The 15,235-nt window shown below is 51.8% G+C and carries 18 protein-coding genes and 1 tRNA gene; 9 read left to right on the top strand and 10 right to left on the bottom strand.

Translation table 11 applies throughout. The features are described 5' to 3' along the window. Positions 1–6 precede the first annotated feature (6 nt). Entirely contained in the window at positions 7–594 is a 588-nt protein-coding gene (locus tag PMIT1303_RS06120) for an SRPBCC family protein (RefSeq protein ID WP_011825599.1), read from the top strand. A gap of 130 nt (positions 595–724) precedes the next feature. Here PMIT1303_RS06120 and PMIT1303_RS06115 read toward each other — a convergent pair. From PMIT1303_RS06115 to PMIT1303_RS13330, 3 genes are all read right to left on the bottom strand, one after another. Beyond that, positions 725–797 (bottom strand) — tRNA-Glu (locus tag PMIT1303_RS06115). A gap of 84 nt (positions 798–881) precedes the next feature. Continuing rightward, positions 882–1,994: a histidine kinase gene (locus PMIT1303_RS06110; RefSeq protein WP_063397948.1), complete on the bottom strand. Its 1,113-nt coding sequence runs from the start codon at positions 1,992–1,994 to the stop codon at positions 882–884. Positions 1,995–2,177: 183 nt separating this feature from the next. After that, on the bottom strand, positions 2,178–2,321 hold the full coding sequence (locus PMIT1303_RS13330; RefSeq protein ID WP_156486925.1) for a hypothetical protein: 144 nt from the start codon (positions 2,319–2,321) through the stop codon (positions 2,178–2,180). 132 nt (positions 2,322–2,453) lie between these two features. Here PMIT1303_RS13330 and PMIT1303_RS06105 point away from each other — a divergent pair, with 132 nt between their 5' ends. Further along, on the top strand, positions 2,454–2,879 hold the full coding sequence (locus tag PMIT1303_RS06105) for a hypothetical protein (RefSeq protein ID WP_063397947.1): 426 nt from the start codon (positions 2,454–2,456) through the stop codon (positions 2,877–2,879). A gap of 595 nt (positions 2,880–3,474) precedes the next feature. Here the strand turns inward: PMIT1303_RS06105 and PMIT1303_RS06100 are convergent. Beyond that, positions 3,475–4,179 (bottom strand): response regulator transcription factor, encoded by a 705-nt coding sequence (locus PMIT1303_RS06100; RefSeq protein ID WP_011825606.1) that lies wholly within the window; start codon positions 4,177–4,179, stop codon positions 3,475–3,477. Between the two features lie 146 nt (positions 4,180–4,325). Between PMIT1303_RS06100 and PMIT1303_RS06095 the strand changes: the two genes are divergently transcribed. Further along, positions 4,326–4,598, top strand: a complete 273-nt coding sequence (locus PMIT1303_RS06095) for a DUF6761 family protein (RefSeq protein ID WP_011825607.1) — start codon at positions 4,326–4,328, stop codon at positions 4,596–4,598. Between the two features lie 359 nt (positions 4,599–4,957). Further along, entirely contained in the window at positions 4,958–5,158 is a 201-nt protein-coding gene (locus PMIT1303_RS06090; protein WP_231901358.1) for a Signal peptidase I, read from the top strand. Between the two features lie 162 nt (positions 5,159–5,320). Here PMIT1303_RS06090 and PMIT1303_RS13325 read toward each other — a convergent pair whose 3' ends face one another. The 5 genes from PMIT1303_RS13325 to PMIT1303_RS06070 are packed head-to-tail and all read right to left on the bottom strand — an operon-like array spanning position 5,321 to position 7,468. After that, entirely contained in the window at positions 5,321–5,494 is a 174-nt protein-coding gene (locus tag PMIT1303_RS13325) for a hypothetical protein (protein ID WP_011825608.1), read from the bottom strand. A 37-nt stretch (positions 5,495–5,531) separates the two neighbouring features. Next, entirely contained in the window at positions 5,532–5,855 is a 324-nt protein-coding gene (grxD, locus tag PMIT1303_RS06085) for a Grx4 family monothiol glutaredoxin (RefSeq protein WP_011130467.1), read from the bottom strand. Positions 5,856–5,877: 22 nt separating this feature from the next. Further along, positions 5,878–6,111 carry a BolA family protein gene (locus PMIT1303_RS06080; protein ID WP_011130466.1) on the bottom strand — a complete coding sequence of 78 codons (234 nt, stop codon included), beginning with the start codon at positions 6,109–6,111 and terminating at the stop codon, positions 5,878–5,880. Positions 6,112–6,167: 56 nt separating this feature from the next. Further along, on the bottom strand, positions 6,168–6,704 hold the full coding sequence (locus tag PMIT1303_RS06075; protein ID WP_063397946.1) for a hypothetical protein: 537 nt from the start codon (positions 6,702–6,704) through the stop codon (positions 6,168–6,170). Between the two features lie 26 nt (positions 6,705–6,730). Beyond that, complete coding sequence (locus tag PMIT1303_RS06070) at positions 6,731–7,468, bottom strand: 1-acyl-sn-glycerol-3-phosphate acyltransferase (protein WP_063397945.1); 738 nt, start codon at positions 7,466–7,468, stop codon at positions 6,731–6,733. Between the two features lie 110 nt (positions 7,469–7,578). Here PMIT1303_RS06070 and PMIT1303_RS06065 point away from each other — a divergent pair, with 110 nt between their 5' ends. After that, positions 7,579–8,316, top strand: a complete 738-nt coding sequence (locus tag PMIT1303_RS06065) for a pyridoxine 5'-phosphate synthase (protein WP_063397944.1) — start codon at positions 7,579–7,581, stop codon at positions 8,314–8,316. A 175-nt stretch (positions 8,317–8,491) separates the two neighbouring features. Here the strand turns inward: PMIT1303_RS06065 and PMIT1303_RS06060 are convergent, their stop codons facing one another. Continuing rightward, positions 8,492–8,710, bottom strand: coding sequence for a hypothetical protein (locus PMIT1303_RS06060; RefSeq protein ID WP_231901357.1), 219 nt, complete (start codon positions 8,708–8,710; stop codon positions 8,492–8,494). On the opposite strand from PMIT1303_RS06060, the gene PMIT1303_RS06055 reads away from it, so the two are divergent. The 4 genes from PMIT1303_RS06055 to PMIT1303_RS06040 all read left to right on the top strand — a co-directional run bounded on the left by PMIT1303_RS06055 (position 8,709) and on the right by PMIT1303_RS06040 (position 15,095). Continuing rightward, a complete protein-coding gene (locus PMIT1303_RS06055) occupies positions 8,709–9,614 on the top strand; it encodes a metallophosphoesterase (RefSeq protein WP_074159209.1) in 906 nt (301 codons plus the stop codon). The two genes, PMIT1303_RS06060 and PMIT1303_RS06055, sit on opposite strands and share 2 nt — an antisense overlap. Then, positions 9,608–12,919 carry an exodeoxyribonuclease V subunit gamma gene (locus PMIT1303_RS06050; protein WP_063397942.1) on the top strand — a complete coding sequence of 1,104 codons (3,312 nt, stop codon included), beginning with the start codon at positions 9,608–9,610 and terminating at the stop codon, positions 12,917–12,919. Before PMIT1303_RS06055 ends, PMIT1303_RS06050 begins: the two co-directional genes overlap by 7 nt. A gap of 87 nt (positions 12,920–13,006) precedes the next feature. Next, the gene (locus PMIT1303_RS06045; protein WP_063397941.1) at positions 13,007–13,579 is read left to right on the top strand and encodes an isoprenylcysteine carboxylmethyltransferase family protein; all 573 of its coding nucleotides are present in this window, start codon (positions 13,007–13,009) and stop codon (positions 13,577–13,579) included. Positions 13,580–13,916: 337 nt separating this feature from the next. Further along, positions 13,917–15,095, top strand: a complete 1,179-nt coding sequence (locus PMIT1303_RS06040; protein WP_231901356.1) for a YbfB/YjiJ family MFS transporter — start codon at positions 13,917–13,919, stop codon at positions 15,093–15,095. Positions 15,096–15,235 lie beyond the last annotated feature (140 nt).

Here is a 15,235-nt window from a genome sequence, read left to right as displayed (position 1 = left end):
TCTTGAGTGCAGCCTCTTCTTGTGGTAGCTCTCCAGGATCTTCAACCACGTTCGGGTTCCGTGCTCATAGCCTCGCCAGAGTCGGTCTCAGTGAAGCGACAGGCCATCGAGCAGACGATGGAACGCTTGCCTCATGGGGCGCGTCGACTTGCTGTACAGCTGAGAACGCCGATCAAAGAGTCTTTGCTATGGGACGTTCTGACCGATTACGACAAACTTAGTGAATTCATCCCAAACCTTGCCAGCAGCACAGTGTTGGAACGCACCGGCAATCGAGTGCGGCTGAATCAGGTGGGTTCTCAACAGTTGCTGGGGCTTAGGTTTTCAGCTCAGGTTCAGTTGGAGTTGGTGGAACATCGAGCTGAGGGCCAGTTGCAGTTCCATTTGCTTAAAGGGGACTTCAGACGTTTTGAGGGAAATTGGATCATGCGCGAGCTGGCTGAGGGAACGTCAACGTCCCTTCTCTACGAGCTCACTGTTCAGGGCTGTATTGGTATGCCAGTTGCCTTGATAGAACAGCGATTGAGAGATGATCTCACTGCAAATCTACTTGCAGTGGAGATGGAGGGCTTGCGTCGCCAGTCCTTGGTTTGAACATCTCAAGATAGGCAGATGATCTTGAGCAGCCTTTGTTTAAATTGTTCGAGCTAAGGGCCTACGACAAAGGTCATTGCTTTTGCGAATAGAAGCCAACCTTTAGCAAGGTCAATCCGTTATCAACTGATACCCCCAAGGGGATTCGAACCCCTGTCGCCTCCGTGAAAGGGAGGTGTCCTAGGCCTCTAGACGATGGGGGCGAGGCCGTAATCACAGCTGTCTGTGCTTGTGATCACTCGGGAAAACTACGTTTAAGCCTGACCCTCCGTCAAGGCAAGCGGAGTTCATTCTTGTCCATTTCGTTGCCAGACTGGAACTGTTAAGTAAAAGCACGCGCCCTTGTCGGGTTCTGAGACAACCCAGATTTTGCCCCCATGGACCTCCACGATGCGGCGGCATACCGATAGGCCGACTCCGAATCCAGAGGTTTTCACTGAAGTTTGTGGCAAGCGCACTCGGTCAAGAAAAATTCGCTCTTGCTCATCTTCTGGAATCCCTGGCCCGTTGTCACAGATGCTCACCTGCACCCATTGACTTGTGCGGTGGAGCATGGACAGTGAAACTTGTCCGCCATCCTCAGTGAACTTCAGGGCATTTTCCAGCAGGTTGAGCAGCACCTGTCGCAGGCGCCTCTGATCAGCAAATACCTTGGGTAGGTCGGAGGGAATGTCTGTATGGATCTCGATGTTTCGATCAAGCCATAGCTTTTCGAGCTCTAGGATCGCTTCTGCGGCGATATTTCCTAGATCAAGATTTTGTGGATTGAAAAGGTCTTCCCATCTCGTGCTTTTTACTTCCAGCAGGTCTTTTGATAGCAATTCGATTTCATCAAGACGCCGTTTGACGACATCCTGAAAGTGTTCAATATTGATTTGACCCAGCTGTTGACTCTGCAACGCTAGTACTGCTGCGGTTAGAGGAGTTCTTAACTCATGAGCCACCATTCTCAGTGTTCGTTCCTGTGCATTGAGGCGGTCGATCAGGGTTTCGTTCTCCTGTCGCAATACCAGCAGCTGATCTTCCAGTTGCAATTCCCTTTGAGTGCGGCTGCCATCGAGTTCTGTTGGCCTCAAGCTCAGGCCCAGGCCAGTGACGACGATGTCTTGCTGCCAGCGAGTGATCCAGTTTTGTAGTTGCTGGAAAATACTGCTGCCTGCGAACACTTGCTTTGGCGTTGGCGATAGCTTGATCAGTGCAGGAGTTGCCACTAGTCGATGCAGTTCAAGCAACTCCGGCTGCTCACTTGGATCAGCCATCTGCAGCGTGACATCGAAGCCGCAGTCTTCATTCTCCAGAAACTGGATCATTGACCGCAGATCGCTTCTGGAGAGCTGATGGCGAGCTGCTACAAGCAGGAGCTGAAGCTGTTGTCGCTGATTGGCTTTGACCCCATCCACTGTGGCGGGTGCCTGGCAAGGTTGAGGTTCACATTATGGGTTTTTACTTGAACTGGTAGAGCCGCTAAGACCTTGATGAACAGTCTGTTGCTCAGTGGGCGTTGCTGATGGCTCTCTTCCTATTGCAAGATTGGTTGCTCCCACATGTGGATCAGTTGATCCGAGTGGAGGTATTTGCATAAGTCAAAGAGGGTGATAGCCGTTATCGCTGTAGCTGTTGGCCATACAAGGAAGCGCGACTCCTTTACGAAGATAACTGGCGATGAGTGGGACGGGCTGATTGAAGACGAGGGTCCATCCACCATCAGAATCTGCTTGAGAGGGCATCAGCCTCGAATCAGAAGGGATAGGCGTTGATTCGACTCTCTAAAGCGTTGATATGTCATGACTGACCAGGAGGGGGGTGGTTAAACCCTTGTCGGATAGGGCACCATGGCGAAGTCTTGAAGACCAGATCCATTGCAGACCCTCTCCCGTCGACTTCGTCCAGTTTTGGCGGCTTCGTTGTTGATGCCCCTCAGTTTGATTAGTCCTGCTGCGTTTGCTCAGCAAGCTGGTGAGTCCAAAGCAACACCGGCTAGCAACGAAGACATCTTTCTCTATCGAGGCATTGGCTCTTCGTACGTTTGTAATGCACGTGCCGCTGGCGTGGAATTCCCCAAGGCCGTTGGCATCGCTGCCGCTACTTACGCGCAGATCCTTACGGGCCGCCATGGTGGATTAGTGGCTTCGGCAGGAACTACCAAACTCACCACCAAACAGCTTTTCGCTGGTGCTGAGTTTCAGATCATCACTGGGGCTCTTCAGTACTGCCCTAAGGAGGTGCCAGAAGATGTGAAGGCCAAGATTGAGGAGGCTGTCAAGAAACAACAGGACAGTAAGTAGGCATGGTGAGGTTTCAGGTGCTGTTTAAAGCTGCATTTAGATGCAGCTTTAAACAGCTTTGCATGCAAATTGCGCTTAAAGCTGGAGAAAGCATCTTTCATGAGTAGCTAATGCATGAGAGCATCAACTTCTTCGTGTTGGCTGATAAAGATGCTGTCAATTTGTTGAGTCATGAATGCTGATGATGTTCGATGCAGAATTCATGACTGTGACCAATCTCACTACAGTATTTGAGCAAGGTTAGAACAGATGTGGTTGATCTGATGGATGGTGTGTGCAGCCATCAGTCCTAGATCATGACTGCAAAACACTTCGCTGTTATCGGTGCTCAATTGCTGACTGCAACTGCTATTGGTACCGCTCCGCTGATCTGGGCAATTGCTGCTCACCCAAGCTTGTCTGCTTTTTAGGGGTTGTTTTGATAACAGACTTCCTTAAGGCTTGCTTGCTTTAGGTCACTGAGCATCAATCTATTTCGCTCATCTTTTGGATTAAATCATAAATCATGAACTTGTAGTAATGCTTAGAATCTGTTTAGGCCACTTCAACCAGGGTCTTTAATCATTGGCTAATCGATAGTTTTGAGGTCCAATATTTATGATTCAGAATCAGGAAGAGTATCCAGGCTGAATCGATAGCCCTGCTGGCGCATGGTGGTGATGCCACCTCCTTCACCAAGCCCAGCTTGCTCAAGTTTGCGTCGCAAGGTAAGGATCTGGGTGTCTACAGAACGAGGCCCACCGCTGAAGGGAGGCCAAGCCATTCGCAATAATTCCTGGCGGCTTCGTACGATACCTGGAGGCATTAAAAGTGCACAGAGAAGTGCAAATTCTCTGGGGCTTAATTCCACAGGTTTATCGCGCAGAGTCACTTGTCTGAGCAACAAGTGGACTTCAAGGGGGCCCACTGTGACGCGCTCCTGCAATCCGCTATGTCCCCGTTTCAGCAAGGTGCGACAGCGTGCGGCAAGTTCTTCAAGTCCAAATGGTTTGCGCAACACATCGTCGGCGCCTTCATTCAGGAGGCCCACCATGGGCTCGGTGCCTGTTCGAGCTGTTAGCACGATCACAGGACAACGGAGCTGATGAGAGAGTCGCATTGCAGAACTCCTCTCAAGTAACTCAGCACTAACGAGAAGATCCGGTGACTGATCTCGACATACGTCAAGGGCTTCCACGGCGGATGCCACTGCAGCGGTGAGATGGCCGTCCTGACGGAGGCGATGGACCAGCACCGTGCGAAGAGTTTGGTGAGGTTCCACCACAAGGACCCGTGAGGGCTGCTTTGGCGTGGTCTGCATCTGCAAAGACCCCGATGAAGACACTTGGGCGTCCTCAGTGGAATGAAGGTTGCGGGGAATGGAGGTCACATGTGATCACAGATCGCGCTTACGCTAAACCCAATCCAATGGCAAGCTGGCAAAAGAGGCTGCCGTGATCTCCGACCATGACATCTCTTGATCACCCTGAGGCGATTAGACACTTCCAGTCGCTTTGTGATGCCTGTCAGGAACTTACCAGTCGTTACCACAGTCAGTCGGAGCTGCGGCTTTATGCAGACGGCTACATTCATGCTCTAAGGCGTAGTGGTCAACTGGAGATAAGGGATCAGGCCAGGTTGGAAGATCTTGTCGATCGATGGATTTTGGATCCCTCCAGCTTTATTGGCCCAGATGGCGATATGGGAACTCTTTATCGCAAAAAAGAAGCGGGTTGGTAATTCCTTTTGGAATTCCAGCAGCCTTTGCAGACCAGCAGGTCAGGGCAAGCTCACGTTTTGTTTTTAACTCGATGCAGCAGCGCTAATGAGCAGTGATATCAAGGCTTTTTAGAGCGCGCATCAATGATTCTGTTCATTGGCATAATGATTTTTTTGTTCACTTTTCATGGTGGCCTGCGCCTTTAAAAGAGAATAGAAATGCCTCGCTGCTTAAGGGAGGCTTATTGCCTTGCAAAAGACTGACTGATCCCCATCAGCAAGGCCCGTCGTGTCACGCGAGGGTCTTTTTTTGTTGATCAGTCTCCCTATTGGCAGCAATGAGACTTCTTTTTTGTCGAGGGCATAATGCAGAAAGCTTGATGAGCGGTGATTCGATGGACGAACCGCAGCAGCAAGAGAGTTTGCTCAAGAAGAGTGGACGAATCGGCGCAATCCTTGGTTTTGCCTGGATTGCTCTGAATATTGTTGTGCCTTTGGCTTTGTTGCGTGTGCCTGCGGTGCAGCGCTGGCTCGTGGCATTTGACAACAAGCTCCCTTTTCACATTCCAGGAATTGGCTAGCTGCCTTTTGTTTTCGCTTGCTGTGTTGGCCATGATTGGCTCGGTGACCACCAACATGGGCCTGGTTCTCTAAGTTTTGGAGAGGTATCTCGTTTAAGCCCATCACCCCAAGCCTCTCTAGGGCTGATGGGGATGCCCTAGGGGGCAATGCTGCTGAGTCGTTCAGTCCTTTTTGAGGCCAAACAATTTCTTCCAGCCTCGCCAAACCAGCGGGTTATTGCCTTTGGTGATCACTGTGATCGCTCGACCCAAAAACCAGGAACCAGCAAAAAATCCGATCACAGCCACTCCATAGAGGAGATTTGCTTGCAAGGTTGTGGCGAGTAGTAACGGCATTTAATTGCTAAGACTTAACGAATTAAAACTTGAGCTCCTAGCTGTTAAGAGCGATCTCAAGCTTCTCGGCCAATTCTCCCGCGTTGTACATCTCAATCAAGATGTCTGATCCGCCGATGAATTCTCCTTTTACATAAACTTGGGGAATTGTCGGCCAATTGGAGTAGTCCTTGATCCCTTGGCGAATTTCCATGTCGGAGAGCACATCAAAGGTTTCGAAGCTCATGCCGAGGGAGTTGAGGATCTGCACACAATTGTTGGAGAAGCCGCACTGAGGCATCAGTTTTGTGCCTTTCATGAACACCATGATCGGGCTTGATTGGATCAGGGCTTCAATACGTGTTTTGGTAGTGGGATCCATCGAAAACGAGGGGGGATAGGGTTTAGTTAGGAGTAGAGGTGCTTAAGGCCAGGGCATGGATAACTTCACTGGCGAGCTGATCTTTGAGGGCCCCATAGACCAACTGATGCTGACGGATTCTGGAAAGGCCAGCGAAGGCGTTTGAGATGACGCTCACCTGTAGATGGTCGCCGCCGCCAGTGAGGTCTTCAACGGTGACTTGGGCATCAGGTAGGGCTAGCCGGATCGCTGCACCCACCTCGTCGGATTGAACCATGGAGACCAATGTTGACTTCAAAGCTTGATGCTGGCAGATCCAAGTCGAAAGTTGACTCAGTTGGGAGCTGTCAGCTTGGCGCCGGCATAGGGGGTTTCTACGAACCCCAGCTCCAGAAGGCTCTGATAGGCCTTTTGGCCTTCGGGGCGGGAGGGCGACATCACTCTCACCACTTCTACCAACACCGGTACAGCGACCTCAGGTTGGTTTTGTTGGCGGAAAAGTGCTGCAAGGCGAAGGTTGGCCTGGGCAAGGAGCCCCATGGCTTTACGCCCTTTGGCATCCATTTCGCGAGGGATACGAGCATCCAGTCCGCGGAAGGCTCCACTGAGGTCTCGATAAAAGGCAAGCAGCTGCTTTGCAGCATCGCGAGCGTTGTCGTAGTCATTTCGGGCTTCAGTGAGATTTCCAGCGGATACAGCAGCATCTCCTTGATTCAGGAGGGCTTGAACTGCTGCCACATTGAATCCACCGCCCGCTTGGGCCAGCACCTTGTCATTGGATGAAGCTGCTGTTTGAGCTAGTGCTGAACCAGATGAGAGAAGTAGGCCAGCAGAAAGAGCAAGGGCCGTCAGCGGAAGGCGACAACGCATGAACTGAAGAACAGATGGGCGAAACTTTAAGGTGCTTTCTTGAGACGGCCTACTGCATGAAGGGCAGCTTGTTCAGCTGCATGCATCTTTTCTGACAGCTCTGCATTGAAGCTTTTCACCGCCTCACGACCAGTCTGCAAGACCTTCATCGGTTCTGCGAAGCAAATTGATGCCCGTCCACAGGCTTTGGGAATGGCTTCGCTATAGCCAAGACCAACTGGTACGACTTGGACATCAATATTTTGGCTTTTTGCAAGTTGAGCCAGACGTGCCAAACCTTGATAGAGCTTGATGGGTTTTTCTGTGCGATTGATTGTTCCTTCTGGAAAAACCACGACCTGTTGACCATCAGCCATCAGATCAATCGCATAGCGCAGGCTGGTGAGCGAAGGTTTGCTCTGATTCACCGGGAAACATCCCAAGCGATGGAGAAACCATCCCTGTAGGCCCTTCATTTCATCAACAGTGACCATAAATCGACAATCACGACCCGTAACCCGACGGCCAGCGGCCATGGGCAACATCAATGCATCCCAGCGTGAACGATGGGTGGGAGCCAGCAACACTGGCCCTTGCATGGGCAGATTCTCTTGACCCAGAACGATGCGCTCTCGAAAGTATTGGCGCAGGACGATGTCTTGCGTCGTCACCATGGCAACGGGGGCCAAAAAAGGGTCTATTGCGAGACCCAGGGAATTTTCACGAGTCGCTAGGGCCGAGGACACCGTCTCTGGCGAGTTCAAACATCCGAAGTTAAAGGCCAAGAACCTCTGAACCCAATGTTGATTGGGCAGTTGAACCGGCGGTCAAATCCCTTAGAGAATAGAAGGCGGTCAATTATCCCCAATAGGATCAGGCCTGTTTCCCTTTCTTTATGGCCAGCCTCGGGGTCAACATCGACCACATTGCCAATGTGCGCCAGGCTCGCCAAACCGTGGAACCCGATCCAGTGCCGATGGCTCTATTGGCGGAACTTGGTGGAGCCGATGGCATCACAGTTCACTTAAGAGAAGATCGCCGTCATATTCAGGATCGAGACTTGGACCTGCTTCGGGCAACAGTGCGCAGTCGTCTCAATTTGGAGATGGCAGCCACTGCTGAAATGGTGGGGATTGCTTTAAAAATTCAACCTGACATGGTGACACTCGTACCAGAGCGACGGCAGGAGGTGACCACAGAAGGAGGTTTGGATGTTGCTGCCCAGCAGGGATCCTTGAAAGGCATGGTTGATCAGCTGCAGGTTGCAGGGATTCCCGTCAGCTTGTTTGTAGATCCTGTTTCTCAACAACTGGAGGCAGCTTGTAAGAGTGGTGCTCGTTGGGTGGAGCTGCACACTGGCGCTTACGCCGAAGCCTGTTGGGCTGATCAATCCTTTGAACTTGCACGCTTGACTGAAGCGACAGCAAGAGCGCGCAGCGTTGGCTTACGCGTGAATGCTGGGCATGGCCTCACTTATCAGAATGTAGAAGCCGTGGCTGCGATTGAAGGGATTGAAGAATTGAATATTGGTCATACGATTGTGGCCCGTTCGATTGCTGTAGGCCTTAAAGAAGCTGTAAGAGAGATGAAGCATCTTGTCCAGAATCCCCGACGAGAGCCTCTTTTTGGGTAGTTAGTAAGGATGGGCAGGCATTATTTATCTCTGCAAATTAACGCTTAATCAGTAAATCTTTGATGCCGGACATCTTGACTGAGTAAAAAAGATGAATCTGCCTGCAGTGAAGGTGATCTCGATCGTTACTGATCCTTCTGCTGAAGCCTAAAACAGGCCCTCCAACATTGAGCAATCAGAATCTGAATAACCCTAGGAATGTGCGACGTCCAGTCGAATTCTCTGTGGAGGCTCGATCGTCCTGTTTGTAACGGGGCTTGGTTTCACCGATGGTAATCAGGGCCTCTTTCTCCTTCCACCAGATCCAGTCACGGATTGGTGGTGTGGTCATCAAATCTTCCCGGGTGAGACCAAGCTCAAGCTGGGCTGCCGCACCTAGAAGGACGTCAATCATGGAGTCTGCATCCTCGCAACGCGCCAAAGCTTCATTGGTGCGCTCAGCACCATTGAGGGATTTGACGAGTAAGTCGACTCGTTTGATGACCGGCAACGTGCGTGGATCCAAATCAACCACTTCAAGACTGTTCACCGTACGCAGTAGCGCTGACATATGGCTACTGCCCAGTCAGAATCTTGAAGAGAATGCTGCTGCGATGGTGAAGTCACCCCGCGAATGTCACTGGGTGATTGGGGATGTCCATGGCTGTTATCAATCCTTGATAGAGCTCATCGCCTTGCTCCCCAGCTCAGACCAGCTCGTGTTTTGTGGAGATGTGATCAATCGAGGGCCGGCCATTGAGGCCACCATGTTGCTTGCCTGGGAAATGGTCTGTGGCGGTCGTGCTCATTGGTTGCGTGGAAACCATGAACAACACCTGATCGATTGTCTGGAGGTCGACCCTCAAGATGGCCAGGCTGCTTTGTTGGCGATTGACACGTACCTGCAATTGGGTGATCGCCAGGCTCGAGAGTGGTTAAGCCGCTTGAAAGGGCTTCCTCTTGTTTACAAAGCCAAGGGATGGATTGCGACTCACGCTGGCTTTGACCTCGATGGCAATCCTGATTTGAGCATTCGTCAGCGATTCTGGGAGGATTACGACGGTCGCTATGGACGCGTGATCGTGGCTCATACCCCTCGTCCGCAGGTGGAGCGCCATCGCCATATTGTGATGATTGATACGGGAGCTTGCTACGGGGGCTTGCTGAGCGCCTATTGCCCTGAACGCGATGCTGTTGTTCAGGTCTGCGGTGACCGCAAGTTGAATCAGCATCTTGCATGCGATGTCGACAAGCTCAAAGAGGCGTTCACTCGAGAGATGACTACATCATCATCCCTGGTTTCTACTAAGCCTTGCTGACGATCTACCGCAGCAACAGAGCGGAGTGGTTAGCTCGAGTGTTGGCGGAGCAGCTGCGTCTGGCACCACCAGGTCTATTTGACTCAGTGGATGTCGTGGTGAACACCTGGCCCACAAGCCGCTGGCTGGGGGAACAGTTGGCAAGCGTGAATGGCATCAGTGCTTTGGTGCGATTCCCTTTCCCGGGATCACGTTTAAGGCAATTGGTTCGGATGATATTGGGGATCGATAGTGATGCTGAAGATCCCTGGCGGGCTAGTCGACTCGTTTGGCCTTTGCTTGATTTGTTGCCACAGCTTTTGGAGACTGAAGAAGCTGTGCCATTGAGAGAATGGGTCAATCGGCAGCCATCTCGGCCAGGCCACCTCAACCGAGTGCAATGGCAGTTAGCCAGAAGCATTGCCGATGCCTTTGACGACTATGCGCTTTACCGCCCCAAGTTGATCCATCAATGGCTGGAGGGCAGTGATCGGCTTTTGAACTCATCGCAGGAGATGCCTTTAACCCTGCGCTGGCAACCCCAGCTGCTGCGTTTATTGGCTGAACGTTTGCAGGTTGAACCGTTCGGGATTCAGGTGCATAGGGCTGTTTCAAAGCTGCGCAGCGGAGACAACCCCGCCATGGCATTGCCAAGTCAACTGCGGCTTTTTGGTCTGAGCAGTCTTGCTCCGGTGCAAGTGGAGTTGATTCAGGCCCTCTCGGGTTTTGTGGACGTACAGATGTTTCTGCTGACCCCCTGCCCGGATCTTTGGCAGCGATGTCGTAGCAGAAGGGAGACGTTGGGGAATCAGTGGACCGAGCCGGCTGATGGTTTGTGGATGCTCGAAGCGCCGCGCTTAGAAGCCATCCTTGGACGCATGGGCGCGGAATTTCAGCAGTTGCTCGAAGGTGGCGGTGAGAGTCAGCTTGGCCAGTGGCAGGAGGGTGATCTATTCGCCGCGCCGGCCACCATGGCTTGTGAATCCGGGCAAGAACCTACGTTGCTTGAGCAGCTTCAGCAGCAGCTTGTCTCGCCGGAGGATCATCAACCTCTGCGGCGCAGGCAAGAGGACAGTTCTTTGCAGTTTTTGGCTTGCCCTGGGCAATGGCGCCAGGTGCAGTTGGTCCGCGATCAGATCTTGCAATGGTTTGCTGCCGACCCCAGCCTCGAACCCCGTGATGTGTTGGTGATGACCCCACAGGTCAATCGTTTTGCTCCTCTGCTCGCCTCGGTGTTCAACGATGCTGCAGCCACTGGCGTGGAGCTTCCCTGGCGGCTCACAGATCGCAGCCAGCAGGACAGCCCTGGGCTGACGCAGGGGATGTTGCAACTGCTTCAGATCGCAGGTGAGCGATTGACTGCCACCGCCCTTGAAGGCTTGCTCGCTAATCCCGCAATACAGCAGCAGCAAGGTTTCAACCAGGACGATGCCAGTAGCCTTAGTCGCTGTTTGCAGCGCACAGGATTTCGCTGGGGACTTGATGCCGAGGAGCGTGGTGGTGATGAGACCCATAGCCTCAGCTGGTGCTTGGATCGCTGGCTGCTTGGCTTGGTGTTGCCCAGCACACCAGGTCTGGCCCCTGGAGGAGCAGCACCCTTCGCAGAGGGGCTGGAACCAGCACAGCTTGCGAAGTGGTGGCAGCTTTTGGCTCAGTTCTGCCGGCAGCTGAAAGAGTTTCGTCGTGCTCGAACTTGTGGAGCTTGGGTAGAGCTTCTACAGGGTTTTGTCGAGGAGTTGTTTGGTGATGGTGGCTCTTGGGCCTGGGAGCGGCAGTGCCTGCTGATTGCTTTGGAGGATTGGCGTCAGATTGGTGCTGACTGCACGTTGTTGCTGGAAGCGGCTGTTGTAGCAGATGTGTTGAATGAAGCTCTCTCTGCAGATAGCGGGCGGTTTGGACATCGCACTGGTGCCCTCACAGTGAGTGCTCTGGAGCCGATGCGTGCCATCCCTCATCGTGTGATCGTGCTGATGGGATTGGACGCTGATGTTTTCCCTCGCCATCGCGAGCGAGCTGGCTTTCATCTATTGGAGCAGCAGCGTCAGTTAGGTGATCCACGCAGTAGTGATCAAGATCGTTATGTGCTTTTGGAAGCATTGATGTCGACTCGACAGCATCTGCTGATCACCTGGAACAGCCGCGATGAGCACACGGGCGAATGTCGCCCAGCTGCTAGCCCTGTGCAGCAATGGCTTGGACGGCTGCAGCATGAGCTCAGCGATGAGACATTTGAGGGCCTATGTCGAGAACCAGCCGCCAATCCCCTTGAGCGCAGTAATTTTCTATCTCAGGGGAGCCAACCGCCTCCTAGCTGTGACCGTCGCCATTTCGAGGCGCGCCGCTGGTTGGATAAAACTCTAGCGCCACCACCCCTTGCCCTTGCGTTGCCTTTGCATTGGAGTTCGGTGTCATTGGAGGCTTCTGCGGTTATCTCATCTGAATTGTTGTTGCGCTGGTTAATCGCTCCCCAACTGATTTGGCTGGAGCAATTTCAGGTAACACCACGTGAATGGCTTGATCCTGTTGAAGACCTTGAGGCCCTCGATCTAGATGAATGGCATCGGCATGGTTTGCTCAGGCAACGCTTGTCAGAGCTGCTTGGCCATCTCCCTACGGATGAGAAGGCATTGCTGCAGGAATCAGAAGCCGGTGATTGGAAGCATCGCTATGCCGGCCAAGGCACCCTTCCCCCAGGAGCAGCTTCGACGTTGGAGTGCGAACGACTCGAGAAGCGTTGGCAACATTTACAGGCAACGCTACTGAGCATGGGACCATGCTCGACACGACGTCTTGAATTGGCGGATGGCTCCAGGCAAATGCTTTGGGCTGGGGACACGGTCGTGGTGGTGCAACCAGGTCAGTTGAAGTCAAGGGGGGTGATGGAGGGATGGCTAAGCCATTTGCAGGTTTGCGCAAATCACACACTTACCTCGGCAACTGTCGTCGTAGCCCGTTGTGGATCAGCAGCCAAGAAGGATCAATTTGAGATAGCTCTGCGTTGGCAGCCACTTCCAGCCGAGCAAGCACGAGAACAACTCATTGCTTTGCAGGCTTTGGCCTGTCAGGGTTTGAGTCAGTGTTGGCCGGTGCCACCGATGAGTGGTTGGGCCTACGCCAACGCCAACAACAAATTGGCTGGTAGGGGTGAACAAGCCTTCCGTCACTCGTGGAGTGGCGGATTTAATGTTCAGGGTGAGCGTGAACGGGCTGAGATGCAGCTCTGTTTTGGTCTGAACTGCGAAGCTTCAGAGCTTCTCAACAGCGCTGGTTTTGAGCAGGCATACACAAGCCTCTATGGCCCTTTGGTTGAGGCATTGGCGATCTAGAAGTCATTGCGGCTGATCATTGATTTGAAGGTCATGCAAGCTTTTTGCTATTCAGTCTGCGCAGACTTGTGTGAATAGATCCATGTCATGGCTTCGATGTCAAATTCTACAAAGCAAAGCCCAGCAGAGTCTCTGGGTATGGCTTTTTCTGGTTGGGGCCTGAGTTGGGGAGGCTGGCTGGATAATCGCCAGGGTGAGTGGTGGCTGTTGGCACAGATCATCCTGATTGCAGCCCATCTTTTGCCCCCTTGGCCTTCTTTAGAGCGTTGGGGATATCGCTGGCCATTGCCAATTACCATTTTTGGCGCCTGCCTATTTGGAGTGGGGGTGTTGTTAGTGGTTCAAGCGTTTTGGCGTCTTGGCGCAAGCCTTTCACCACTGCCTGATCCAAAGCCCGCTGCTGCCCTGGTAACGATGGGTGCCTATCGACGCTGCCGCCATCCGCTTTATCAAGCGCTGTTGCTGTGTTCCGCTGGAGTTGCCATTGCCCTTGGCAGCCTGTTGCATGTGGCGTTGTTCCTTGCGCTGTGCCTTTTGCTGAGGGGTAAGGCTCGGCGGGAGGAGCGAAAGTTAATGATCTTGCATCCTGAATACAGTGCCTATCGCACTAGTACTGCAGCGATTATTCCAGGGTTTCCTCTGCTGGACTGGAGAAGCTGATTGGGATTAAAAGTTACTTTTTTGGGTTGGGTGTGTATTGGATAGAGGCGCACAATTGGGGCTGAGTTGTTTAAAAAACCAGCTTCATTCTGTATGATACTTAAGGTCTGAAATTTTAAGACACACCAGCTTCTTAAAAGTGAGATCAGCAATGATGACTTGAGAAGTTACGCCAAAATCTATCCTGCCCATTATTGTTAAGCTTTTTTGCCCTTGGTGTTCTTGGCTGCAAAAGTAACTTGAATGGGGAGTGGGCAATGCTCACGAGATTCGCGCCAACTTTTACGGAGTTATCTTGATACAAAAAGCTGAAAATAATCTCAGCCCCTTCAACCTTATGGTCATTGCAGGTAGCTGTGCTACTGCAATCGGGCTTGGCATATCCCGCTTTGATTTTGGGGCAGTTGGACGCTTCATGATCGATGAAGCTTGGATCAGTACCACTGGAATGGGAGATCTTGCAGGCTTAAATCTTGGTGCTTATTTATTGGGCTCTTTGCACCATTCGCAGATACGCAATCGAAAAGTTGTTCTGCGTATGATGATGCTTGCATTATTGCTGCTGCCGCTGTCTTTCTGGCTGGAGGCATTTGAATCGAGTTTTTTGTGGCAAGCAGTAGCTCGAATTTGTGCAGGCTTTGCAGCAGGCCATTTGATTAGTGGAATTCCAGCGATTGCTCTTGCTGGCTTGCATTCGCGTCATCGACGCCGAGGTTCAGGTTTGGTTCTTGCGGGAGGAGGGATTGGAGCATTGCTTGGTGCATTTGCAATTGGCCTCTTTGCCCATCATTCGGCGATGATCGCCTGGGTCGTTTTGGCCTTGTTGTCGATGGCATTGGCATTGCCTGTGCTTTGGTTGCTTAGCAAGTCAATACAGTCTCAATCTGCTTCTGGACAATCTCAATCTGCTGAGAGCTCAACTGACTTAAGTGCAATAAAACCAGGCAATCGTTGGCGAGTTGTGGTTCTGGTCGTAGGTGGAGGGCTGTTAGTAGGAGCGGGGCAAGTGCCGATTTCCCTTTATGCACCGATCGTTGTTGCTCAGAAATTTGGTGAAGCCTCTTCTTTAAGCAGTGACTCTTTAGCTTTACTTGGATTGGGCTCTACGGTTGGGGCACTCACAGCAGCCTTTTTACCGCGCCGATGGCCGACATCCTTGATGCTCCCATTGGTTTCTTGTATTGGACTTCTGGCCAGTTTGCTGTTTTTCTTTAGCGATGAAGTTTCAATCATCCTTTTAGCAACGTTTCTGATTGGTGTATGGATGTGGATGACGGCCACTCTTACTTATGACAGGCTTGGAGAGTTTTTGCCATCTGCTGAGGCTCATCGACGCGTGTGGGCCGTTATGGTTTCTTTGGCAGGTTGCGGTTATGCATGCTTTTCTTTCTCATTCGCTCATCTTGCAAGTACCAACCTCAATTTAGTTCTTTTAATAGGAATTGGAGTTCTGGTAGTTCAGTTGAGCATGGAACTCTTGCAAAGATTAGCTTCTTCAAAAGGTCCTAGTTATTGAGAGTTGTGTTACGGCTTGGCCAGATTCGATGAGATTATATGCCTGAGATGCAAGTGGAGAGATCAATTCTATTGATTCTTCATTGAAATGCTTAGACAGTGGAACAAGAGAATTGTTGAGGTATGTTATATATGTTATCG

The organism is Prochlorococcus sp. MIT 1303 (genome assembly GCF_001631965.1).
GTDB lineage: Bacteria > Cyanobacteriota > Cyanobacteriia > PCC-6307 > Cyanobiaceae > Prochlorococcus > Prochlorococcus marinus_D.
The sequence above is the reverse complement of the archived record's forward strand: the minus strand, read 5'-3'. Positions and strand labels throughout refer to the sequence as shown.